At 70.0% G+C, this 22,898-nt stretch carries 26 protein-coding genes; 22 read left to right on the top strand and 4 right to left on the bottom strand.

The window, feature by feature from the left end; genetic code table 11:
- Window positions 1-13: 13 nt before the first annotated feature.
- From AB0878_RS07390 to hypB, 16 genes are all read left to right on the top strand, one after another.
- Window positions 14-1,066 carry a tetratricopeptide repeat protein gene (locus AB0878_RS07390; RefSeq protein WP_366577438.1) on the top strand — a complete coding sequence of 351 codons (1,053 nt, stop codon included), beginning with the start codon at window positions 14-16 and terminating at the stop codon, window positions 1,064-1,066.
- A gap of 418 nt (window positions 1,067-1,484) precedes the next feature.
- A complete protein-coding gene (locus AB0878_RS07385; RefSeq protein WP_366577436.1) occupies window positions 1,485-2,099 on the top strand; it encodes an SIS domain-containing protein in 615 nt (204 codons plus the stop codon).
- A gap of 47 nt (window positions 2,100-2,146) precedes the next feature.
- A complete protein-coding gene (locus AB0878_RS07380; RefSeq protein WP_366577902.1) occupies window positions 2,147-2,335 on the top strand; it encodes a HypC/HybG/HupF family hydrogenase formation chaperone in 189 nt (62 codons plus the stop codon).
- 19 nt (window positions 2,336-2,354) lie between these two features.
- Window positions 2,355-3,053, top strand: a complete 699-nt coding sequence (locus AB0878_RS07375; RefSeq protein ID WP_366577434.1) for an SIS domain-containing protein — start codon at window positions 2,355-2,357, stop codon at window positions 3,051-3,053.
- Window positions 3,050-4,099 (top strand): hydrogenase expression protein HypE, encoded by a 1,050-nt coding sequence (locus AB0878_RS07370; RefSeq protein WP_366577432.1) that lies wholly within the window; start codon window positions 3,050-3,052, stop codon window positions 4,097-4,099. Before AB0878_RS07375 ends, AB0878_RS07370 begins: the two co-directional genes overlap by 4 nt.
- A 13-nt stretch (window positions 4,100-4,112) precedes the next feature.
- Entirely contained in the window at window positions 4,113-5,909 is a 1,797-nt protein-coding gene (locus tag AB0878_RS07365) for a nickel-dependent hydrogenase large subunit (protein WP_366577430.1), read from the top strand.
- Window positions 5,910-5,912: 3 nt separating this feature from the next.
- Window positions 5,913-6,479: a NifU family protein gene (locus tag AB0878_RS07360; RefSeq protein ID WP_366577428.1), complete on the top strand. Its 567-nt coding sequence runs from the start codon at window positions 5,913-5,915 to the stop codon at window positions 6,477-6,479.
- Entirely contained in the window at window positions 6,476-7,093 is a 618-nt protein-coding gene (locus AB0878_RS07355; RefSeq protein ID WP_366577426.1) for a DUF5947 family protein, read from the top strand. The genes AB0878_RS07360 and AB0878_RS07355 overlap by 4 nt, the downstream gene beginning before the upstream one ends.
- Complete coding sequence (locus AB0878_RS07350; RefSeq protein ID WP_366577424.1) at window positions 7,086-7,724, top strand: DUF6084 family protein; 639 nt, start codon at window positions 7,086-7,088, stop codon at window positions 7,722-7,724. The genes AB0878_RS07355 and AB0878_RS07350 overlap by 8 nt, the downstream gene beginning before the upstream one ends.
- Window positions 7,721-9,043 (top strand): hypothetical protein, encoded by a 1,323-nt coding sequence (locus tag AB0878_RS07345; RefSeq protein ID WP_366577422.1) that lies wholly within the window; start codon window positions 7,721-7,723, stop codon window positions 9,041-9,043. Before AB0878_RS07350 ends, AB0878_RS07345 begins: the two co-directional genes overlap by 4 nt.
- Window positions 9,040-9,540, top strand: a complete 501-nt coding sequence (locus AB0878_RS07340; RefSeq protein ID WP_366577420.1) for a hydrogenase maturation protease — start codon at window positions 9,040-9,042, stop codon at window positions 9,538-9,540. Before AB0878_RS07345 ends, AB0878_RS07340 begins: the two co-directional genes overlap by 4 nt.
- A 112-nt stretch (window positions 9,541-9,652) precedes the next feature.
- On the top strand, window positions 9,653-9,925 hold the full coding sequence (hypC, locus tag AB0878_RS07335) for a HypC/HybG/HupF family hydrogenase formation chaperone (RefSeq protein ID WP_366577418.1): 273 nt from the start codon (window positions 9,653-9,655) through the stop codon (window positions 9,923-9,925).
- Between the two features lie 16 nt (window positions 9,926-9,941).
- Entirely contained in the window at window positions 9,942-11,069 is a 1,128-nt protein-coding gene (hypD, locus tag AB0878_RS07330) for a hydrogenase formation protein HypD (RefSeq protein ID WP_366577416.1), read from the top strand.
- Window positions 11,066-12,142: a hydrogenase expression/formation protein HypE gene (gene hypE / locus AB0878_RS07325; protein WP_366577414.1), complete on the top strand. Its 1,077-nt coding sequence runs from the start codon at window positions 11,066-11,068 to the stop codon at window positions 12,140-12,142. Before hypD ends, hypE begins: the two co-directional genes overlap by 4 nt.
- A complete protein-coding gene (locus AB0878_RS07320) occupies window positions 12,142-12,471 on the top strand; it encodes a hydrogenase maturation nickel metallochaperone HypA (protein WP_285971027.1) in 330 nt (109 codons plus the stop codon). Before hypE ends, AB0878_RS07320 begins: the two co-directional genes overlap by 1 nt.
- Window positions 12,472-12,556: 85 nt before the next feature.
- Window positions 12,557-13,201, top strand: coding sequence for a hydrogenase nickel incorporation protein HypB (gene hypB / locus AB0878_RS07315; RefSeq protein ID WP_366577411.1), 645 nt, complete (start codon window positions 12,557-12,559; stop codon window positions 13,199-13,201).
- Here the strand turns inward: hypB and hypF are convergent.
- Both hypF and AB0878_RS07305 read right to left on the bottom strand, forming a co-directional pair.
- Entirely contained in the window at window positions 13,131-15,383 is a 2,253-nt protein-coding gene (gene hypF / locus AB0878_RS07310) for a carbamoyltransferase HypF (protein WP_366577409.1), read from the bottom strand. The two genes, hypB and hypF, sit on opposite strands and share 71 nt — an antisense overlap.
- Window positions 15,384-15,387: 4 nt before the next feature.
- Window positions 15,388-16,317, bottom strand: a complete 930-nt coding sequence (locus AB0878_RS07305; protein WP_366577407.1) for a helix-turn-helix domain-containing protein — start codon at window positions 16,315-16,317, stop codon at window positions 15,388-15,390.
- Between the two features lie 153 nt (window positions 16,318-16,470).
- On the opposite strand from AB0878_RS07305, the gene AB0878_RS07300 reads away from it, so the two are divergent.
- From AB0878_RS07300 to AB0878_RS07285, 4 genes are all read left to right on the top strand, one after another.
- Window positions 16,471-17,481, top strand: coding sequence for a carbon-nitrogen hydrolase family protein (locus AB0878_RS07300; RefSeq protein ID WP_366577405.1), 1,011 nt, complete (start codon window positions 16,471-16,473; stop codon window positions 17,479-17,481).
- A gap of 150 nt (window positions 17,482-17,631) precedes the next feature.
- On the top strand, window positions 17,632-18,039 hold the full coding sequence (gene tsaA / locus AB0878_RS07295; RefSeq protein WP_366577403.1) for a tRNA (N6-threonylcarbamoyladenosine(37)-N6)-methyltransferase TrmO: 408 nt from the start codon (window positions 17,632-17,634) through the stop codon (window positions 18,037-18,039).
- Between the two features lie 74 nt (window positions 18,040-18,113).
- On the top strand, window positions 18,114-18,650 hold the full coding sequence (locus AB0878_RS07290; protein WP_366577401.1) for a sigma-70 family RNA polymerase sigma factor: 537 nt from the start codon (window positions 18,114-18,116) through the stop codon (window positions 18,648-18,650).
- A gap of 65 nt (window positions 18,651-18,715) precedes the next feature.
- On the top strand, window positions 18,716-19,294 hold the full coding sequence (locus AB0878_RS07285; RefSeq protein ID WP_366577399.1) for a hypothetical protein: 579 nt from the start codon (window positions 18,716-18,718) through the stop codon (window positions 19,292-19,294).
- A gap of 442 nt (window positions 19,295-19,736) precedes the next feature.
- On the opposite strand, the gene AB0878_RS07280 is transcribed toward AB0878_RS07285, so the two are convergent.
- Together AB0878_RS07280 and AB0878_RS07275 are read right to left on the bottom strand one after the other, a co-directional pair.
- Window positions 19,737-20,753 (bottom strand): alcohol dehydrogenase catalytic domain-containing protein, encoded by a 1,017-nt coding sequence (locus tag AB0878_RS07280; RefSeq protein ID WP_366577397.1) that lies wholly within the window; start codon window positions 20,751-20,753, stop codon window positions 19,737-19,739.
- A 124-nt stretch (window positions 20,754-20,877) separates the two neighbouring features.
- Window positions 20,878-21,855, bottom strand: coding sequence for a zinc-dependent alcohol dehydrogenase family protein (locus AB0878_RS07275; RefSeq protein WP_366577395.1), 978 nt, complete (start codon window positions 21,853-21,855; stop codon window positions 20,878-20,880).
- Window positions 21,856-21,983: 128 nt separating this feature from the next.
- On the opposite strand from AB0878_RS07275, the gene AB0878_RS07270 reads away from it, so the two are divergent.
- Window positions 21,984-22,520, top strand: a complete 537-nt coding sequence (locus AB0878_RS07270; RefSeq protein ID WP_366577393.1) for a CGNR zinc finger domain-containing protein — start codon at window positions 21,984-21,986, stop codon at window positions 22,518-22,520.
- Between the two features lie 13 nt (window positions 22,521-22,533).
- Window positions 22,534-22,788, top strand: coding sequence for a hypothetical protein (locus tag AB0878_RS07265; protein ID WP_366577391.1), 255 nt, complete (start codon window positions 22,534-22,536; stop codon window positions 22,786-22,788).
- Window positions 22,789-22,898 lie beyond the last annotated feature (110 nt).

Genomic DNA, 22,898 nt, shown 5'->3' with positions numbered 1-22,898 from the left:
GGGAGCGTTGCCGATGAGCGGGCGGCTGCGGAAGTGGAACTCGCGCGTCGACGACTACCTGCAGCGCAAGGCCGCGGAGGGCGGCAACGTCGTCGCGATGACACGCCTCGGCGCGGCGCTGCGCGAACGCGGCGAGCAGGCGGAGGCCGAGACGTGGTTCCGCCGCGCGGCGGCCGGCGGCGACCGCATCGCGATGACGGCGTTGGCGAACCTCCTGGCCGAGCGCGGTGTGCTCGACGAGGCCGAACGCTGGTACCACGAGGCCGCTCACGCCGGCGAGCCGCACGGGATGCTGGGCCTCGGCCGCGCGTACGAACGGCGCGGCCGCGTCGAGGACGCCGAGTACTGGTTCCACGAGGCCGCCGTGACCGGTGACGCCGACGCGATGGGCGCGCTCGGGCACCTGCTCGCCGAACGCGGCCGCTACGACGAGGCCGAGGACTGGTGCCGCCGCGCCGCGAGCACGGGCAACACGTCCGCGATGATCGACGTCGGCATCGTCATGCGCGAACGCGGCCGCTACAGCGAGGCCACGCGCTGGTGGCGCGAGGCCCTCGCCGACGGCGACCTCTCAGCGACCTGCCTGCTCGGCCGCCAGTCCGAACGCTTCGGCAAGCTCCAGGACGCCGAATCCTGGTACCGCCAGGGTGCGACCTCCGGCAACGTCGAGGCCACCGTCCGCCTGGGCCTGCTCCTGCACCGCCGCGGCGACGTCGACGAGGCCGAAGCCTGGTACCTCGACGCGGCCGAAGCCGGCGACGCCGCCGCGATGACCAACCTCGGCGTCCTGGCCCGCAACCGCGGCGACGAGGGCGAAGCCGCGGCCTGGTACCGCAAGGCGGCGGAGCACGGAAGCATCCCGGCGCTGACGAACCTCGGGCACCTGGCCGAGGCGCGGGATGAGCTGGCGAAGGCGGAGCGGTTCTTCCGGGCGGCGGCGGAGACCGGGGATGTGCAGGGGATGTTGAGCTTGGCGCGGATGCTGCAGGCGAGGGGTGCGGCGGAGGAGGCGGACACGTGGCTGTCGCGGGCGGAGGAGTCCCAAGGGGAGCATGACCGGGCTTGAACCCCAACCGGACATACAGCCGCCGCTTTTTTGGGAGGCGTCCCCGTCCCATTCTGTCGGCCACCACCGACAGTTCTGAGAAATCGCCGCCACCCCCGCCCAGTTGTCCACAACTCGGAGTGGCCTGTGGACAGACCGCAAAAACGAAAGCGCCCCGTGGCTCAGCGCCGAATCCCCGACCGAACCCCGCAGCCGCCCGAACCCGGTTCCACCGCAACATCACCCGCCGAAATCCGCAGCCATCCCCACGTCGTTCGCAAGAAACGCCGGACCCGGTTCCGCGCACCGCCGCGCGGATCATGACCAGACGCCACTCGGGTGAATTACTGCCCATTCCCGCGATCTATTGTGTGATCCAACTCACAGCTCTAGTGTGGGACGAGACTGCTCCCACCACCGAGCGCAGGGAAGTGCCGCCATGGTCGGCTTTCCGAGTACTTCTACCGGTGCGGTGGCGGCGCTGTTCGAGCGCCGCGTCGTGCCGGGTGGAGAGCTGCGCTCGCAAGCGGAGGCGGTGGCGCAGGCGTGTCACGGAATGGCGCGGCGGTTTCACCGCGGCGGGAAGCTCGTGGTGTTCGGCAACGGGGGCGCGGGCACCGACGCGCAGCACGTGGCCGTGGAGTTCGTGCACCCCGTGATCGTGGGGAAACGCGCGTTGCCGGCGATCTCGCTGACGGCCGACGTCGCCACGCTCACCAGCGTCGCGAACGAAAAGGGCCTGGACGAGATCTTCGCCTACCAGATCAAGTTCCTCGCCGAGCCGCAGGACATCGCGCTCGGCATCTCGTCCGACGGGGACTGCATCAACGTCCGGCGCGGTCTCGAAGCCGCCCGTGAGCTGGGGATGCTCACCATCGCGCTCACGGGCGGAACCGGGCCGGGCACCATCACGGCCGACCACGTGCTGCACGCACGCTCCGACGACCCCCGCGTGGTCAAGGAAATCCACGTCACGACCTACCACGTCCTGTGGGAACTCGTGCACGTGTTCTTCGAACAGCCCGGTGTCCTCACACCGGAGGTGGCGTCGTGAACGCCCATGACGCCGACAGAGCACCGGCCCCCGCCTGTCATGACGGGGTGTGCATCACCTGTTCCGATACCGCGGTCGAAGTGACCGTCGTCGAACTCCTGGACCTCGGGTTCGCAGTCGTGGATACCGGCCAGGGCAGGGAAGAAGTGAGCGTGGCACTGGTGGATGCCGGTGTCGGCGACCGAATCCTCGTCCACGCCGGCGAAGCCATCGCACGTCTGGAGATTTCCGAGTAGCCGAGGGAGCTGAGCGGCCATGGATTCCGTGGGCGCGAGTGGTCTCGAGGAGCTGTACCCGTTCCTGTACGCGGGTAAGAGCGACCTCGACGCCGTCCTGACCCAGGTCCGGCAGTCCACTGTGGAGAAAGCCGGCGAGATCGTCGCGCTGCGCCGTCAGGTTCTCGAGACCGACGGCGAGCGCCTCGCCGCGTGCGCGCGGGACCTCGCGAAGGCGTTCGCCGGCGGTGGCCGGTTGCTGGCCTTCGGCAACGGCGGCAGCTCCACCGACGCGCAGGACCTCGCGAGCCTGTTCCTCAGCCCCGAGAGCCCCGCCGGCGACGGCCGCAAAAACGCGCGGCCCCTGCCCGCCTTCGGCCTCACCAACGACATCGCCGTGGTCACCGCCCTGTCCAACGACATCGGGTTCGACGTCGTGTTCTCCCGGCAGGTCGCCGCGTTCGGCCGCCGCGGCGACATCGCCGTGGGCCTGTCGACCAGCGGGAACTCGGCGAACCTGCTGGCCGCCTTCGACGAGGCCGCGCGCCGCGGCCTCGTCACCGTCGGCATCGCCGGGTACGACGGCGGGAAGATGGCCGAGCTCACCAGCATCGACCACCTCTTCGTCGTGCCGTCGCCTTCCGTGCACCGCATCCAAGAAGCCCAGACGACCCTTTACCACGCACTGTGGGAACTCACCCTCGGTGCGCTCGACGACCTCGAGGGTGAACAGCCGTGACCCAAGCCCGAGAAGAAGAGAAGCCCATCCACATCCTGTGGATCAACGCCGGACTGTCCTGCGACGGCGACTCCGTCGCGCTGACCGCCGCCACGCAGCCGAGCATCGAGGAGATCGTGCTCGGCGCGCTGCCCGGCCTGCCGAAGATCCAGGTGCACTGGCCGCTGATCGACTTCGAGTGCGGTCCGGACAAGGGCGCCGACACGTTCATCGAGTGGTTCTACAAAGCCGATCGCGGCGAGCTGGAACCGTTCGTGCTGGTCGTCGAGGGTTCGATCCCCAACGAGGCCATCAAGGCCGAGGGCTACTGGTGCGGCTTCGGCAACAACCCCGAGACCGGCCAGCCCATGACCACCAGCGAGTGGCTCGACCGCCTGGCTCCCAAGGCGCTCGCCGTGGTCGCGGCCGGCACCTGCGCCGCATACGGCGGCATCCACGCGATGGAGGGCAACCCGACGGGCGCGATGGGCGTGCCCGACTACCTGGGCTGGGACTGGAAATCGGGCGCCGGCCTGCCGATCGTGTGCATCCCCGGCTGCCCGACGCACCCGGACAACTTCTCCGAAACACTCACCTACCTGCTCTACCAGGCCGCCGGCCACGCGCCGATGATCCCGCTCGACGACCACCTCCGTCCACAATGGCTGTTCGGTGCGACCGTCCACGAGGGGTGCGATCGAGCCGGTTACTACGAGCAGGGCCAGTTCGCCGAGGAGTACGACTCGCCGAAGTGCCTGGTCAAGCTCGGCTGCTGGGGCCCGGTCGTGAAGTGCAACGTGCCCAAGCGCGGCTGGATCAACGGCGTCGGCGGCTGCCCGAACGTCGGCGGCATCTGCATCGGCTGCACCATGCCCGGCTTCCCGGACAAGTTCATGCCGTTCATGGACGAACCGCCCGGCGCCCACGTCTCCTCGCTGGCGAGCGGCGCGTACGGCTCGGTGATCCGGCGCCTGCGCAAGATCACCGAACGCAAGGCCGACGCCGAACCCAAGTGGCGGCACAAGGGCAAGCAGCTCGAAACCGGCTACCGCTCCTCTTGGCGCTGAAGGGACTGGGGACATGACGCGAACCGAAAGCGACAAGGCCGTCAGCACCAAGGGCCGGACCGACCTCGTCGAGATGGCGTGGGACCCGATCACGCGCATCGTCGGCAGCCTGGGGATCTACACGAAGATCGACTGGGCGGCCAAGAAGGTCGTGGAGTGCCACAGCACGTCTTCGGTCTTCCGCGGCTACAGCATCTTCATGAAGGGCAAGGATCCGCGCGACGCGCACTTCATCACCAGCCGCATCTGCGGGATCTGCGGCGACAACCACGCCACGTGCTCGGTCTACAACCAGAACATGGCCTACGGCGTGCGCCCGCCGCACCTCGGCGAGTGGATCATCAACCTCGGCGAGGCCGCCGAGTACATGTTCGACCACAACATCTTCCAGGAGAACCTGGTCGGCGTCGACTACTGCGAGAAGATGGTGGCCGAGACCAACCCCGGCGTGCTGGAGCTGGCCAACCGCACCGAGGCGCCGCACGCGGGTGACCACGGGTACAAGACCATCGGCGACATCATGCGCTCGCTCAACCCGCTGGAGGGCGAGTTCTACCGCGAGGCCCTGCAGGTCAGCCGGTCCACGCGCGAGATGTTCTGCCTCATGGAAGGCCGGCACGTCCACCCGTCCACTTTGTACCCGGGCGGCGTCGGGACGATCGCGACGGTGCAGCTGTTCACCGACTACCTCACCCGGCTGATGCGCTACGTCGAGTTCATGAAGCGCTGTCTGCCGATGCACGACGACCTGTTCGACTTCTTCTACGAAGCCATCCCCGGCTACGAAGAGGTCGGGCGCCGGCGCATCCTGCTCGGCTGCTGGGGCAGCCTCAACGACCCGCAGTACTGCGACTTCACCTACGAGAACATGGAGTCGTGGGGCCGCAAGATGTTCGTGACGCCCGGCGTGGTCGTCGACGGCAAGCTGGTCACCACGAGCCTGCTCGACATCAACCTCGGCATCCGGATCCTGCTCGGCTCGTCCTTCTACGAGGACTGGGAGGGCATGGACAAGTTCGTGACGCACGACCCGCTGGGCAACCCCGTGGACTCGCGCCACCCGTGGAACCAGCACACGATCCCGCGTCCGCAGAAACGCGACTTCGACGACAAGTACTCGTGGACGATGTCGCCGCGCTGGTTCGACGGCACCGACCACCTCGCGCTCGACACCGGCGGCGGCCCGATCGCCCGGCTGTGGGTCACGGCGCTGGCCGGGCTCGTGGACACCGACTACGTGAAGTCCACCGGGCACAGCGTGGTGATCAACCTGCCGCGCACGGCCACGAAACCCGAGGTCAGCTTCGAGTGGAAGATCCCGAAGTGGAGCAACGCGCTCGAACGCAACCGCGCCCGCACGTACTTCCAGGCGTACGCGGCCGGCCTCGCGCTGCACTTCGCGGAACGCGCACTCGCGGAGGTCCGCGGTGGCAACACGAAGACGTGGGAGCCGTTCAAGGTGCCCGAGGAAGGCGTGTCGTGCGGGTTCACCGAGGCGGTGCGCGGGGTCCTTTCGCACCACATGGTGATCAAGGGCGGCAAGATCGCGAACTACCACCCGTACCCGCCGACCCCGTGGAACGGCAGCGTGCGCGACTCGTTCGGCACGCCGGGCCCGTATGAGGACGCGGTGCAGAACACCCCGATCTTCGAGGAGAACACGCAGGAGAACTTCAAGGGCATCGACATCATGCGCGCCGTGCGCAGCTTCGATCCCTGCCTGCCCTGCGGCGTGCACATGTACACCGGCAAGGGCAAGACGCTCGACCGGATCCACACCCCCCACGCGTTCGGCGGAGAGGTGTTCTGAACCATGACGGAACGCGACATCGGCCAGGTAGGCGAACGAATCGAGCAGCTCCTCGGTGAGCTCGCGGCGGAGGCGGGCAGCACCGTGGCGGACAGGGCTGAGGACCTCGTCCACACGCTGCTCGAGTTCTACGGCGCCGGCCTGACGACGATCGTGTCCGTCCTGCGAGAGGACGTCGCCGGCGAGGTGCTGCTGGAGCGCCTCGCCGGCGACGACCACGTGCGCGGGCTGCTGGTGCTCCACGACCTGCACCCGAAGTCCACTTTGGACCGCGTAACCGAGGCGCTCGACGAGGTGCGGCCGTACCTGGGTTCGCACTCCGGAGACGTCGACATCGTCGGCATCGACGCCGAAGGCGTGCTGCGGCTGCAGCTGCAGGGCACGTGCGACGGCTGCCCGTCCTCGACCGTCACGGCGAAGCTGGCCATCGAACGCGTGGTGCGCGAGGCCGCGCCGGAGCTGACCGACGTCATCGTGGCCGGGGTGGTGCCCGAGCAGACCGGCCCGGGCGGACGTCCGCTGCTGCCGCTGGAAGCGATCGAGTGCCCCGTCCCCGTGGAGCAGGCATGACGGGCGGTCTGCGCAAGTTCCTGACGCCCGCCGAGCGCCCGGCGCCCGGGGAACGGTGTGAGCTGTGCACGGAGCCGGTCGGCGTCGGCCACGGGCACGTGATCGACCTGGAATCTCGCACCATCATGTGCACCTGCCGGGGCTGCTACCTGCTGTTCACGCACACCGGGGCCGGCGGCCAACGGCACCGCGCGGTGCCGACGCGCTACCGGCACACCGCACGGTTCCCGGCCGGCGCGACGCTGTGGGAGACGGCCGGGATCCCCGTGCGGATGGCGTTCCTGTTCTACAACTCGGTGCAGGAGCGCGCGGTCGCGTTCTACCCGAGCCCCGCCGGCGCGACGGAGTCGCTGCTGCCGCTGGACACGTGGACGGAGCTGCTGCAGGAGCAGCCCGAGTTCGCCACCGTGGCCCCCGACGTCGAAGCGGTGCTGGTCAACAAGCACGACGTCGGCTTCGAGGCGTTCCTCGTGCCGATCGACGTGTGTTACGAACTCGTCGGCCTCGTCCGCCTGCACTGGCGCGGCTTCGACGGCGGCTCCGAAGCGCACGAAGCCATCGACCGGTTCTTCGCCGACCTTCGCGCCCGCGGAGAGGTCGCCGCGGATGGCTGAGCTGACCTTCGACTGCCTGGACGTGCGCCCGGTGAAGTACGCGGCGTCGCCGACGCTCGCGTTCAGCATGAAGATCACCGAGCTCACCGCCCAGCCGATCCACGCGCTGGTGCTGCGGGTGCAGCTGCGGATCGAACCGCAGCGGCGCCGCTACAGCAGCGGGGAGGCGGAGCTGCTCACGAACCTGTTCGGCGACCCTTCGCGCTGGGGCGAGACGCTGAAGCCGTTCCAGTTCGCGACCGTGGCGGTGATGGTGCCGAGCTTCACGCGCACCACGGAGTTCCAGCTCGAGGTGCCCTGCACGTACGACCTGGAAGTGGCCGCCGGCAAGTACTTCCACGCGCTCGCCGACGGCGTGGTCCCGCTCGTGCTGCTCTTCAGCGGCACGGTGTTCGCGAAGGGCGGCCCGGGGTTCTGGGTCGAGCCCGTGCCGTGGCACACCGAAGCCGAGTGCCGTATGCCGATCGCCGCGTGGGAGGAGCTGATGAACCAGTACTTCCCCAACGTCGCGTGGCTGAAGCTGCACCGCGAGACCGTGGACGCGCTGCTGCGGTACAAGTCGCGCCACGCCATCCCGACGTGGGACGCGGCGATGGAGCACCTGCTGGCGAACGTGGGTGATGACCTGTGACCAGCGTGTTCGACCAGGCCCGCGCCGTCGGCGACGCCGTGCTGTACGAGGGTTACCTGCTCTACCCCTACCGTGCGTCGGCGCGGAAGAACCGGGTGCGCTGGCAGTGGGGCGTGCTGATGCCGCCAACGTATGCGTCGGAGGAGCGCGGCGAGTACGCGACTTCACGCACGGAGTGCCTGCTGGAGCCCCGCAAGCACACTTCGGTACACCTGACGCTGCGGTTCCTGCAGGCCCAGGAACGCCTGGTGCACGACGGCCACGGGTTCGTCGACTCCGTGACCGTGGCCGGCAAGGACTACACGACGTGGGACGAAGCCGTGGAGCACGAGCTGAACTTCGTGGTCCCCGTGGCCGAGCTGCTCGCGCAGCCGGTGGAGCTGCCATTCTCGGTTCCACCGGCCGAAACGCGCGAGTGCGTCGGCGACCACTGCACGCTCGTGCGCCGCTCCGGCGAGCTGACCGGCGTGCTCACGGCTCGCCTCGACGCGCTCGACGGCCCCTTCGGCGGCACGCGGCTGCGACTGGACCTGCGCAACACGAGTACGTGGCCGTCGGACGGCGTCCGCGAATCGGCGCTGCGCAGGGCGCTGCTCGCCGCGCACGTGATCCTGGCGGTGGACTCCGGTCACTTCCTCTCGATGCTCGACCCGCCCGAGTGGGCGAAGCCGGCCGTCGAGGCGTGTGTGAACGAGCGCGTGTGGCCGGTGCTGATCGGCGGGTCGTCACGAAGCGGGGTGATGCTGGCGTCCCCCATCATCCTGTACGACGACCCGTCGATCGCGCCCGAAAGCCCTGGTGAGCTGTTCGACGGCACCGAGATCGACGAGATCCTCACGCTGCGCACGATGGCGCTCACCGACGACGAGAAGCGCGAGGCCCGCGCCACGGATCCCCGGGCGGCGGCACTGGTGGACCGCGTGGACGACCTGCCGCAGGAGCTGCTCGACCGGCTGCACGGCACCGTCCGGTACCTGCGTTCGGTGACCGGGGAACAGACCGATCTGCCGGCGAACCCCGAGGTGCCCTGGTGGGACCCGGGAGCCGACGCCTCCGTGTCCCCGGAGACCGACGGCGTCGTGGTCGCCGGCACCCGTGTCGCCGCGGGCTCGCGCGTGCGGCTGCACCCGAACCTGCGGGGCGCCGACGCGCAGGACATGTTCCTCACCGGCCGCGTCGCCACCGTGCGCGCGGTGCTGTCCGATGTGGACGGAACCACCCACGTGGCCGTGACCCTCGACGACGACCCGGGCGCCGACCTGCAGAACGCCCACGGCCGCTTCCGTTACTTCTCCCCCGACGAGCTGGAGCCGACATGAGACCGCAGGTGATGGTGGCGGGGATCGGCAACATCTTCCTCGGCGACGACGGCTTCGGCGTCGAAGTGCTCAAGCAGCTCGAACACGAAGAGCTGCCGGAGTGGGTGCAGATCGCCGACTACGGCGTCTCCGGCCTGCACCTGGCCTACGACCTGCTCGGCGGCTACGACACCACGATCCTGCTCGACGCCACGCCGCACGGGGTCGAGCCGGGCACGTTGTCGCTGATCGAGGCCGACGTCGACGCGATGGCGGCGGCGCCCGTGATCGACGCCCACGGCATGCAGCCCGAGGCCGTGTTCCGCCTGTTGCGCCTGCTCGGCGGCGACGCGGGGCGGGTGCTGATCGTGGGCTGCGAGCCGAAGTCGGTCGAGTCCGGGATCGGGCTCAGCAAGGAGGTCGCGGCCGCCGTGCCCGCGGCCGTGCGTGCGGTGAAGGAACTGGCGTGGGGCACCACCCCGCGTCTCCCGGAAGACACCCTCAAGACGGAGGTCTGACCATGTTCAAGCGGTTGCTGCTGCTGATCGTGCTCATCGGTGTGGTGGCGTGGGTCGCCCGGCTGGTGAAGCCGGACGTGCAGCGTTATGTCGACATGAGCCGGAAATAGCCGTGTGCCTCGGCATCCCGGGCGAGATCATCGAGATCAGCGAGGAACGTCCGGACCTCGCGAAAGTCTCGGTGTGCGGGGTGAAGCGGGCCATCAACATCGGCCTGCTCGCCGACGACCCACCCGCACCCGGTGAGTGGATCCTCATCCACGTCGGGTTCGCACTGTCCAAAATAGACGAGGCGGAGGCCGCCGCGGCGCTGGAGTTCCTGGAGAGCATCGGGAAGGCGTACGAGGACGAGATGGCCGCCCTCCTCGAATCTCGGATCGACTGATCGACCAGGAGGAACCATGCGGTTCGTCGACGAGTTCCGGGACGCGGAGAAGGCGCGGGCGCTGTCCGCGAAGATCACCGCGCTGTGCGAGCCCGGCAGGCACTACAAGTTCATGGAGGTGTGCGGGGGCCACACGCACACGATCTACAAGCACGGCCTCGAGGACTACCTGCCCGAGAGCGTCGAGCTCGTGCACGGCCCGGGCTGCCCGGTGTGCGTGATCCCGATGGGCCGCATCGACGACGCGATCAGCATCGCGCGCCGGCCCGGGGTGCTGATGACGTCGTTCGGCGACATGATGCGCGTGCCGGGTTCGGGCGGGAACTTCTTCGACTCCAACGCCGAGGGCACCAACATCCGCATGGTGTACTCGCCGCTCGACTCGCTGAAGATCGCCCGGCAGAACCCCGACCTGCAGGTGGTCTTCATGGCCATCGGGTTCGAGACGACCACGCCGTCGACCGCGATGACGCTGCTGCGCGCGGCCGACGAAGGCATCCCGAACTTCTCGATCTTCGCCAACCACGTGACGATCGTGCCCGCCATCAAGGCCATTCTCGACTCACCCGACCTGCGGCTCGACGGGTTCCTCGGCCCGGGCCACGTGTCGACGGTGATCGGCTGCCGGCCGTACGAGTTCATCTCGCGCGACTACGGCAAGCCCGTGGTGGTGGCCGGGTTCGAGCCGCTCGACATCCTGCAGTCGATCTACCTGTTGATGGTCCAGCTGTCCGAAGGCCGGGCCGAGGTGGAGAACCAGTACGCGCGCGTGGTGCCGTGGGACGGCAACCTCGTGGCGCTCAAGGTGATCAACGAGGTGATGGAGCTGCGGCCGTACTTCGAGTGGCGCGGCCTCGGGTTCATCTCGCACTCGGCGATGCGCGTGCGCGAGAAGTACGCGGCGTTCGACGCCGAGCGCCTCTTCGACGTGCCGGGCGTGCGCGTGGCGGATCCCAAGGCGTGCCAGTGCGGTGAGGTGCTCAAGGGCGTGCTGAAGCCGTGGGAGTGCAAGGTGTTCGGCACGGCGTGCACGCCGGAGACGCCGATCGGCACCTGCATGGTCTCGCCCGAAGGCGCGTGTGCGGCGTACTACAACTTCGGCCGGTTCAGCCGCAAACGCGTGCGGGAGGCGAGCCACGCATGACCACCACGGAACGCGAGCAGCAGGTGCTCGACCGCATCGAACGTGCCCGGCGGCGGCGCGCGAAGGTGCGCGAGGAGCGCATCACGCTGTCCCACGGCTCGGGCGGCAAGGCGACGCACACGCTGATCGAGGCGGTGTTCCTCGACGCGTTCCGCAACCCGCTGCTGGAGCCGATGGAGGATTCGGCCGCGCTCGCCATCGGCGGCGCGCAGCTGACGCTGACCACGGACTCGTTCGTGGTGTCGCCGCTGTTCTTCCCCGGCGGCGACATCGGTGACCTGGCCGTGAACGGCACGGTCAACGACCTCGCCGTGTCCGGTTCGCGGCCGCTCTACCTCACGGCCGGGTTCATCCTCGAGGAAGGCTTCCCCGTCGAGGACCTGCTGAAGATCGTCGACTCGATGAAGGCGGCGGCCCTCGCGGCCGACGTGCAGATCGTCACCGGGGACACGAAGGTCGTGCAGCGCGGCAAGGGCGACGGCGTGTACATCAACACCGCCGGCATCGGCGTCTCGATCCGTTCGGGACTGGGGGTTTCCTCGGTCCGGCCGGGCGACGCGGTGCTGGTGTCCGGGCCGATCGGCGACCACGGCGTCACGATCATGCTGGCGCGCGGCGAGCTGGACATCGACGCCGACATCGAGTCCGACACCGCGCCCGTCCACGGCCTCGTGGCGGGGCTGCTCGCCGCCGTGCCCGGCGTGCGCGCGATGCGCGACGCGACCCGCGGCGGCGTGGCGACGATCCTCAACGAGGTCGCGGCCGGCGCGCAGGTTTCGGTGATCGTCGACGAGAACGCGGTGCCGGTGCGCGACGAGGTGCGCGGCGCGTCGGAGCTGCTCGGCATCGATCCGCTGTACGTGGCGTGCGAGGGCCGGATCGTGGTGTTCGTCGACGGCGCGCAGGTCGACGACGCGTTGGCGGCACTGCGATCGCACCCGCTCGGCGCGGAGGCGGCGGTGATCGGCCGCGTGGCCGACGACCCGCCGGGCCTGGTGCTGCTGAACACCGCGTTCGGCGGCACGCGGATCGTGGACATGCTGGTGGGCGATCCGCTGCCGAGGATCTGCTAGTGCACGAGATGTCGATCACGCAGAGCGTCGTGGACGCGATCGTCTCGCGGCTCGGCGACGCGGAAGTGCGCAGCGTGCGGCTGGAGATCGGGCGGCTGTCCGGCGTGGTGCCGGACAGCGTGCGGTTCTGCTTCGACGTGGTGTGCGCGGGGACGTCGTTGCAGGGTGCGGAACTGGAGATCGACGAGCCGCCCGGGCGGGCCGCGTGCCGGGACTGCGGGGCGGAGTTCGGGATCGACGACCCGATCCTGCTGTGCGCGTGCGGCAGCGCGAACGTCGAGGTGCTGGCGGGGCGGCAGCTGCGCATCAAGTCCGTGGAGGTGGTTTGAGGTGTGTGCGACGTGTGGTTGTTCGGATGACGCGGCGGTCCATTCCCACGCCGATGGTCATTCGCACGCGGAGGGTTCTCACACGGTGCTGCTGGAGCAGGACGTGCTGGCCAAGAACGATCACCTGGCCGGGCACAACCGGTCCCGGCTCGCCGAGCTGGGGGTCTTCGCGGTCAACCTGATGAGCTCACCGGGGGCGGGCAAGACGACGTTGCTGGAACAGACCGTTCACGCGTTGGGCACGTCGGTGCCGCTCGCGGTGGTCGAAGGTGATCAGGAGACGCTGCTGGACGCCGACCGCATCAAGGCTTCGGGCGCGCCGGTCGTGCAGATCAACACCGGCGCCGGCTGCCACCTCGACGCGACGATGCTGTCGCGCGCGCTCGACACGCTGGCGCCGGCGCGGGGTTCGGTGCTGTTCGTGGAGAACGTCGGGAACCTCGTGTGCCCCGCGTTGTTCGACCTCGGCGAGGCCGCGCGGGTGGTGATCATGTCCGTGACGGAGGGGCCGGGGAAACCGCTGAAGTACCCGCACATGTTCGCGTCGACGGATCTGGTGCTGCTCAACAAGATCGACCTGCTGCCGTACGTCGCGTTCTCGGTGCCGGAGTTCCTGGACGACCTGCGGCACGTCAACCCGGACGCGCGGGTGGTGGAGATCAGCGCGACCCGCGGTGACGGCCTGGACGAGTGGTACGGCTGGCTGCGACAGCGACCTGACCGAGGCTGATGCCGCCGTCGTTGGTCGGCACGCGGGAGTGGGTGAGGACGCGGAAACCGGTGCGCACCAAGGACTCCACGGTTCGTTCCAGGAGCAGGAGGTTCTGGAAGACGCCGCCGGACAGGGCGACCGTCCCGAGTCCGGTGGTGTCGCGCAGGCGAGTGCAGGTTTCGGTGATGGCTTCGGCGACGCCGTTGTGGAAGCGGGCGGCGACGACCGCGCGTGGGGTGCCGTGGTCGAGGTCCTCGACGACCGCGCGGAGCAGGTCCACACCGGACAGTTGCGTCGGGGTCTGCCCGCAACGGTAGGCGGCGCGTTCTGCCGGGTCGGCGAGTTGCTCCAGCTCGACGGCGGCTTGGCCCTCGTAGTTGATCTCGTCACGGACGCCGAGCACCGCGGCGACGGCGTCGAACAGCCGGCCGGCGCTGGACGTGAGCGGGGAGGCCAGGCCGGTGCGGGCGAGGTGGAGGACGTCGTCCCACTGGTCTTCGTGGCGGTCTCGCAGGGCCTTGGTCGTCACGCCGGCCGCGTCGAGGTAAGCCGCGGCCATGCGCCACGGCTGGCGGATGGCCGTGGTGCCGCCGGGCAGCCGGATGGGCGCGAGGTGGGCCAGGCGGTCGAACCCGGTGAGGTCGGCCTTCAGGAACTCCCCGCCCCAGAGGGTGCCGTCGGTGCCGTAGCCGGTGCCGTCGAAGGCGACGCCGAGGACAGGGCCGGCTTCGCCGTTGTCGGCGAGGCAGGAGGCGATGTGGGCGTGGTGGTGCTGCACACCGACGAGCTCGACGTGCTCCAGGTCCAGCGCGTGTTTCGTGGACAGGTACTCGGGGTGCAGGTCGTGGGCGACCACCGTCGGCGTCACGTCGAACAGCTCGCGGAAGTGCGCGATGCCGGTCTCGTAAGCCTTGAACGTCTCGTAGTTGTCGAGGTCACCGATGTGGTGGGAGAGGAACGCGTGGGTGTCCTTGGCCAGGCAGAACGTGTTCTTCAGCTCCGCGCCGCAGCCGAGGATGTGCTCGGTGAGCCGTGAGCGCAGCGGCACGGGCTCGGGCACGTAACCACGCGAACGGCGTTGCAGCTGCACGCGGTCGCGCCACACCCGCACGACGGAGTCGTCGGTCCGGGTGTGGATGGCCCGGTCGTGCGTGAGGAACGCGTCGGCGATCCCGGACAGCCGCGCGAAGGCGTCTTCGTCGCGGTAGACGATGGGTTCGTCGGACACGTTCGCGCTGGTCAGCACGATCGGCCGGCCGAGGTCGCCGAGCAGCAGGTGGTGCAGCGGCGTGTACGGCAGCATCACCCCGATCCGCCGGTTGCCGGGCGCCACCGAGGGCGCGAGCGGGCCGTTCGCGACGCGGGGGAGCAGCACGATCGGCCGCCGGTGCCCGGTCAGCACGGCCGCGGCGACGTCGCCGACTTCCGCGATCTCCCGCGCCGCCGCGAGATCGGGGACCATCACGGCGAACGGCTTGTCCTCGCGGTGTTTCCTGCCGCGCAGCGCGGCCACGGCCGTCTCGTCGGCCGCGACCACGGCGAGGTGGTAGCCGCCGAGCCCCTTCACCGCGACCACGGCACCCGCTTGGAGCGCGTCCACAGTGGACTCGATCGGCTCTCCGCCACCCGAGAACACGAGCTGTGGCCCGCAAACCGGGCAGCACACGGGCTGCGCGTGGAACCGCCGGTCACCCGGATCTTCGTACTCCTGCTTGCATTCCGCGCACAACGCGAACCCGGCCATGGTCGTCAACGGCCGGTCGTAGGGCACCCCGCGCACGATCGTGAACCGCGGGCCGCAGTTGGTGCAGTTGACGAACGGGTACCGGTACCGCCGGTCCCCCGGATCCCGCAGCTCGGCCAGGCAGTCCGCGCAGGTCGCGCTGTCCGCGGACACCAGCGTCGCCGCCTCACCGCCGGCCGGGCTGGCGACGATCTCGAAGCCCGGCTCCCCCTTGGCGGGCACGCGGGTCACGCGCACGTCGTCGACCACAGCCAGCGGCGGCGCCTCGGCCCGCAGCGCGACGACGAAGGCGGTCAGGTCGACCGAAGCGCCCTCGACCTCGATGAACACCCCGCGGCTGTCGTTGCCGACGAAGCCGGCGAGCCCGAGCCGCCGCGCGAGCCCGTGGACGAAGGGCCGGAACCCCACGCCCTGCACCACCCCGTCGACCCGCACCGCGAAGCGCCCGAGCGCCATCGGCTCAGTCTGCGCCGCCCGGGCCGGGAGCGGAAGCGATCCGCCACTCCCGTGGCGAAACCCCGTAGGCCGCCTTGAACGAACGGCTGAAGTGCGCCGCGTCGGAGAAGCCCCAGCGGTGGGCGATCGCCGCGACTGTCGCGCTGGTCCGGCCCAGGTCGCGGCGCGATTCGGCCAGCCGCTGCTGCTGGATCCAGCGCACGACGGACACGCCTTCGGCCGAGAAGAGCTTGTGCAGGTAGCGCACGGAAATCCGGTGCGCGGCCGCGATCGTCGCCGGCGACAGGTCGGGCTCGCCGAGGTGGTCGGCGATGAACGTGCGGATCCGCAGCAGCAGCGTCGGCTCGGGCGTCTCGGTGCCGTCGAGGACCAGCGATTCGAGCAGGTTCAACGCCGAGGCGGCCAGCCGTTCGCCCACGGCGCCTTCGGCCGCGGTGAGGCGCGCCAGGAACGGCGAGGCGAGCGCGGGCACGCCGGCGTCGGGCCGGAGCGTGGTGGCCGTGACGCGGTGCAGGTCCGCGTCGGCGACGCCGAGGAAGCGGCGCGGCACCATGAAGACCTTCATCTCGAACTCGCCGGGGAACCACAGCTCGTACGGGCGCGCGGCGTCGTAGAAGACCAGGTCGCCGGGGCGGATCACGGCGCGGCGGCCGTCCTGCGTGACCACGCCGGGGCCGAGCGTCTGCAACCCGAGGAGCACGAACTCGTCGCCGGCCTCGGCCACGAGCCGCGGAGTGCGGCGGACGCGCTGCGCGGCGGCGTGCACGGTGGAGAGCTGGAGGCGGCCGAGCCGGTCGTTGGCGACGGAGCCGGAAAACGCTTCGGCGTCAGGCGTGGCGACGGTCAGCGGCACGAACGAACGGCACACGACCTCGTGCCAGAAGGCCACGCGTTCGGCCTCCGGCTGCGTGTCGGTTGTCAGCACCATGCTCATCGCACCACCACCTGAGCAGCAAGTATGCGCCGATCCGGGCGCGACACACCAGCCGTGCGCTCTGCGTCAACCCCCGGTGCACTGTGAGGCAAGCCACTGGGTTCGGGTGCTCCTACCTTCGGCCGAACAGCCCAACCAAGGGAAGGACAGCGCGTGATCACCTACTCGGGCTCTTTCAAGGCAGCGGCCGTGCAGGCGGAGCCGGTGTGGCTGGACGCCGACGCGACCATCGACAAGTCGATCGCACTCATGGCCGAGGCCGCGCGCAACGGCGCCGGCCTGATCACCTTCCCGGAGACCTTCGTCCCGGGGTACCCGTGGTGGTTGTGGCTCGACTCGCCCGCGTGGGGCATGCAGTTCGTCGGCCGGTACCACGAGAACTCCGTCAGCCTCGACAGCCCGCGCTTCCAGCGCCTGCTCGACGGCGCGAAGCAGCACGGGATCAACGTGGTGATGGGCTTTTCCGAGCAGTCGGGCGGCAGCCTGTACATGGGGCAGGCCACGATCTCCGCCGAAGGTGAGCTCGTGGGCGCACGTCGCAAGCTGAAGCCGACGCACGTGGAGCGCACCGTGTACGGCGAGGGCGACGGCTCCGACCTGGTGGTGCACGACGTCGCCGGCATCGGCCGCGTCGGCGCGCTGTGCTGCTGGGAGCACCTGCAGCCGCTCACGAAGTACGCGATGTACGGCATGGACGAGCAGGTGCACGTGGCTTCGTGGCCGAGCTTCTCCGTCTACAAGGGAGCGGCGTACGCGCTCGGGCCGGAGGTGAACACGTCGGCCTCGCGCATGTACGCGGTGGAGGGCCAGTGTTTCGTGATCGCTCCGTGCGCGCTCGTGGGTGACGCCGGGATGGAGCTGTTCTGCGACACCCCGATGAAGGAGCAGCTGCTGCAGCGCGGCGGCGGGTTCGCGCGCATCTTCGGCCCGGACGGCAGCCCGCTCGCCGAGCCGCTGGCGGAGGACGAGGAAGGAATTCTGTACGCGGACATCGATCTTTCGGCGATCCCGCTGGCGAAGGCGGCCGCGGACCCGGTCGGGCACTACTCGCGCCCCGATGTGACGCGGCTGCTGCTGAACCGCACCGCGCGTCGTCCGGTGGAGGAAACGCGGCCGGCGCCTGAGCAGATCGAGGAAATCCCCGCCGAGCCGGCGGCCGTCTGACCGTTTCGACCCCCCGGCGGTGGCGCGCTCATCCCCCGTCACCACCGGGTTCCCAAGGTTGTCCACAGCCGTTCCGGTGTTGTGGACAACCTTGGTCCATTTCGCCTTGGGGGCCGGTTGTCGTCGGGCGGCGGCGGTAGCTTCCGAGGCATGACCCACTTCGAGCTCCGGCCGATCGCCCACGTCGAATCCTCGCTGAAGGACCTCGACGGGGCGCCGAAACAACCTGATGAGGGCGCGCCTTCGGCGTGGCTCGTGTTTTCTCCGTCTGTCGGCGAAGGCCTGCGTGATCTGAAGGCCGGTCAGCAGGTGCTGGTGTTCACCTGGCTCCACCTGGCCGACCGCTCGGTGCTGTCGGTGCGCCCGCGCAGCGATCCGACGCGCGCGATGGCCGGGGTGTTCAGCACGCGCTCGCCCGCGCGGCCGAACCCGATCGGGCTGCACCGCGTGGAGATCATCGAGGTCGACGGGTTGCGGGTGCTCGTCTCGCAGCTCGAAGCGATCGACGGCACCCCCGTGGTGGACGTGAAGCCGGTGCGCTCGCCGGACGACGGGTAGAAATCTTCGCGATCGGTGAACCGCCCCCAGGTCGGCGTCCGTTTTCAGAGCAACGGACGAGAGGGTGGTGACGGATGACCGGGATGCGAGCCCGCCGGCAGGTGGCCGACGAGGCACTCGTGCGGACGTTGTTCGCCGAACACGGCAAGGCGATGCTCGCCTACGCCACGCGGCTGCTCGGCGACCGCGCAGCCGCGGAGGACGTGGTGCAGGAGGCGCTGGTCCGCGCGTGGCGCAACCCGGACAGCCTGGTCAACGGCAAGGGTTCCGTGCGGGCGTGGCTGCTCACGGTGGTGCGCAACCTCGTCGTCGACAAGGTCCGGGCGCGCGCGGCCCGGCCGACGGAGGTCGCCGAATCGCCGACGACCGTGCCGGTCTCGCGCGACCACTCGTCGGCGGTGGTCGACTCGATCGTGGTGCGCGAGGCGCTCGAGGGCCTGTCGCCCGAACACCGCGAGGTGCTGGAGCAGGTGTACCTGCGCGGCCACACGGTGCCCGAGGCGGCGGCGCAGCTGGGCATCCCGGCGGGCACGGTGAAGTCCCGCTCGCACCGCGCCCTGCGCCTGCTGCGCGAATCGTTCGGCGGCCCGCAGCCGGCGGGTGCCGCGTGAACCACGACCCTCTCGACCCCGCCCATGCGCTGACCTGCGAGCACTGCCGGAAGGAGGTGGAATCAGTGCGCGAGATGCAGGAGTTCCTCGAGGCGATCCCGCCCGAACTGCTCCTCGACGGCCCACCCGACGACGCGGACCTCCTGCTGCAACGCACGTTGCGGCAGGTGCGCGCCGAAGCGTCGGGCGCGCGCCGGCGCGGCAGAACGCTGGCCGCCACGGCTGCCGTGGCCGTGGCGGCCGCCGCGCTCGGCCTCGGCGCGCTGATCGGCCACGCCGGCACCGCGCCGCCCCTGCTCCCGGCCGCTGCCCCCGACCCGGACCTGGCCGTCGCACCACGGCCCGACCCGCTGATGCTCACCGGTTCCGCCGGCCCCATGCACCTCTCCGCCGCCGTCACCCCGGCGCGCGGCTGGGTCCGCGTGGAAGCCCACGTCCGCGGCCTTCCGGACGGCACCCAGTGCCGCCTGGTCGTCCTCGGCAAGGACGGCACCCGCCAGCTCACGGGCGGCTGGCAGTTCTCGGCGTCGGCCACGGGTCAAGGGGCCGAGCTGTACGGCTCCGCCAGCATGCCCGCGTCCGAAGTCGCCGCGGTGACCCTGGAGGACATGTCGGGCCACGAGTTCGTGCGAACGGGGGTGTGAGTCGGCGATTCGTCGCAGTCCGCCGGAGAAACCGGGCTCGCGGGCCGGTGATGGTCGAGGGTCGGCCGCACCTCCCGAGCGGCGAAGCCTCTGGCGCACCACCGCAGGCGGGCACCTCGGCCCACGGCACTCCGCGGCAACGTCACGGCCACCACCGATGCGCCTCGCGCAACGGCTTGAAACGCCGCCGGCCGGGAAACCCCAGGCGTCCCCGTGGTTCTCCGGCCTGCGGGCTGTGCAACGCGGTCTGGTGCTCCCCGACACCACACCCACGCAGGTCACTCCCCCGACCGGAAATTCCGGGCGTCCGCGGAATGCCCCGGCCGGCCGCTGAGCCGGCACGGTCGTGGGACTCGCCGACGCCATGCCCGTGCGGTCACTCCGTCGGCGCGTTCCGCTGGTCGGGAACCTCAGGCGTCCCCGCGGTTTCCCGACCAGCCGGTCAAGCAGCGTGGTCGAGCACGACCCGAAACCGGGCGTGGCCCGTCATCATGTGGTCGTACGCCTTCGGAGCGTCGGCCCACGGGCGGACCTCCGTGTAGGGCCGGATGCCCTGCGCGAGGCTGAAGGCGAGGTTGTCCTCGTTGTCGATCGCGCTGCCGGTGAGGCTGCCGGCAATCGTGCGGGTGCCGAAGATCAGGTCCATGGTCTGCACGGACATCGGGTCGGGTGCGGCGCCGACCACCATGAGACGGCCCTGCGGCGCGAGGCCTGTGACCAGCGGAGACATCGACGCGCCACTGACCGCCGTCGCGACGATCGTTTCCGCGCCGCCCAGCTTCTGCAGGGCCGTGCCGGGGTCTTCGACTGTGCTGTCGAGGTAGACGTCGGCGCCCAGTTCGGCCGCGAGCTCGGCCTTGTCCGTGCCGCGCGCGATGGCGGCGACGCGGAAGCCGAGGTGTTTGGCCTGCTGCACCGCGAGGTGCCCCAGACCGCCGATCCCTTGCACCGCAACCAAAGCCCCCGGGCGCCCACCCGCCAAGCGCAGCGCGGTGAGCGTGGTCAGTCCGGCGCACAGCAGCGGCGCGGCGGTGATCGCGTCCATCCCTTCGGGCACGCGCACCAGGCCGCTGGCACGCACGTACGCGTATTCGGCGTAGCCACCGTCCACTGTGGTCCCGGTGTAGGGCTGGTCGGTGCAGTTGATGAAGTCGCCACGGCGGCACCGCTCGCATTCGCCGCAGTGGCCGCCGAGGAACCCGACGCCGACGCGGTCACCGACATGCCACGCGTGCACCCCGGCCCCGACCGCGTCGATCACGCCGACGACCTCGTGGCCCGGCACGATCGGCGTCGAGGGGTCTTCGCGCATCCCCTCGACGGCCGCGACGTCGGAATGGCAGATGCCGCACGCTTCGACGCGGATCCGGACCTGGCCCGGCAACGGCTCGACGAGAGCGCGCTCGACCAGCTCGAACTGGCGCGTCCCGGTGACTTGGAACGCCTGGTAGGTAGGCATTTCTTCTCCGTGAAGGGTGGGTGCGGGCGCCGCCGCTGGAGGTCGGCCGCGCCCGCACCGGGATTAAATATGACCGGTCGTCTTGCTGGATGTCAAGGAGATCCCGACATCCGAAGCACCACTCTCAGAACGTGAACAGCACCTTGCCCGCCCGGCCGGGCTTGCGGGCGTGGTCGAACGCGGCCTGGTAGTCCTCGATCTGGTACGTCGCCTCGACGTTCGCGCTCAGCACACCCTTCGCGACGAGGTCGGCCAGCTCGCTGTACACGCGCTGGATCTCTTCCCGCGGCGCGCTGCGAATCCAGTTGATCAGCCAGAAGCCGCGCAGGTTCAGCTCGCGGTAGATCAGGTCGCCGAGCGGCAGCTGGGCCGCCGTGCCCGTCGCGGACGAGTACGCGGCGACCGTGCCGCCGGACTCGAGCGCCGCGGCCAGTGCACCGACGGTGGCGTCGGCCGCGCCGTCGAGCACGAGCTTCAGCTGCCCACCGTCCAACGCGCCGGCGATGCGCTCGCCGAGGTCGTCGCCGTCGACCAGCACGACGTCGCCGCCGAGGTCCCGCAACTGCTGGGCGGCGTCCTCGCGCCGCACGACGCTGAGCGTCTTCACGCCGGCTCGCTTGGCCAGCGCGATCACGGCCTGCCCGACGGCCGAGTTGCCGAGGTTCTGCCCGATCCAGTCGCCCGGCTTGAGGTCGACGTAGCGGCCGAGCAGCAGGTACGCCGTCGCCGGGTTGATGGCGAGCATCGCGAGCTGCCGCGCGTCGGCGTCGTCGGGGACGACAACCACGTTGCGCGCCGGCACCACAGCCTGGTCGGCCCAGGTGCCCTGCTCGTACGTCGGCAGGATGACCACGCGCTTGCCGGCCAGCGCCGCGTCCGCGTTCGGGCCGACGCTGACCACGCGGCCGACGCCCTCCGAACCGAGCACGCTCGGGATCCGCGGCTGCACGCCGTACCAGCCGTTGGCGAGCAGGAAGTCGGCCGGGTTCACGGGCGCGGCCTCGAGGGTCACCAGCACGTCGCCGTCGCCGAGCGTCAGATCGGCGTCGCGCTCGATGCGGATGTTGGCCTCGCCGACGCCGGTGAGGATGAGCTGACTCATGGGAGTTCCCCTTGCAGTGAAGGTGTTCCGTAATCGTCTTCGGAACTTTGACGATTACCGTTCTAGCAGCTTTCCAGCGAACCTGTAAAGGTCTTTTCATAAAAGACCCTTTCACGTACGCTGGCGCCATGACCACCACTGCCGCCTCGGAGGCGAGCGTCCCGGCCACCGCGGCCGCGGTCGTGGACCTGCTCAACTCCCGCGCTTACGCCATCCACACCGACAAACTCGACGACCCCGCCCTCGCCCACACCCTGCTGGCCCCCTTCGGCCAGGACGCCGGCACGATCCCGCCCCAGCGCCTGGACCTCGTCCGCGGCCTGCGGGGCAACTTGATGACGCTCCTGACCACCGAAGATCCGGCCGCCTGGATGATGTTCACCGAACGCACGTCCGGCGCCGCCTTCACGCAGGACTTCTCAACACCCGGCAAGGTCGTCCCCCACCAGATCACCGGCGACACGGTCGTCGGCGGCATCACGCTGCACGTCGCCGGACTCGTGGCGAACGGCACCTGGTCCCGCCTGCGCATCTGCGCCAACCACGAGTGCACCAAGGTCTTCTACGACACCACCCGCAGCCGCACGCGCCGCTGGCACTCGTACGAGCTGTGCGGCAACCGCGCCAACGTCGCGAACCACCGCGCGCGCAAGTCCGACCACTGACCAGGAGAAACCCATGCACTTCCTCGCGACGGGCCGGATCCTCCGTCCCGAAGACACCGCCGCCCACATGCCCGAAGAGGTCCGCGTGTTCGACCGCCTGCGCGCCGAGGGCTTCATCCAGGAAGTCTTCTTCCTGCAGCCCGGCCCGGGCGTGGTGAACGTCGTCGAAGCCGCCTCACGCGAAGACGCGGAAGCCAAGCTGGCCCAGCTGCCGTTCGTCTCACTCGGATTGATGGAGTTCGAGCTGGCGGAGGTCACGCGACACTGATTGTCCCTTGTGGACAGATCAGCCCGTGGCCGACGTAGTCAAGCGGGTTACCTCGTGAGGTCGAAGACAGAGCTGTAGTTCGCTGACCACTGTCATATCTGTCAGCAGTT

The organism is Amycolatopsis sp. NPDC047767, from assembly GCF_040704195.1.
In the GTDB taxonomy this organism is placed as follows: Bacteria; Actinomycetota; Actinomycetes; order Mycobacteriales; family Pseudonocardiaceae; genus Amycolatopsis.
This window is presented reverse-complemented; position numbering and strand designations above follow the sequence as displayed.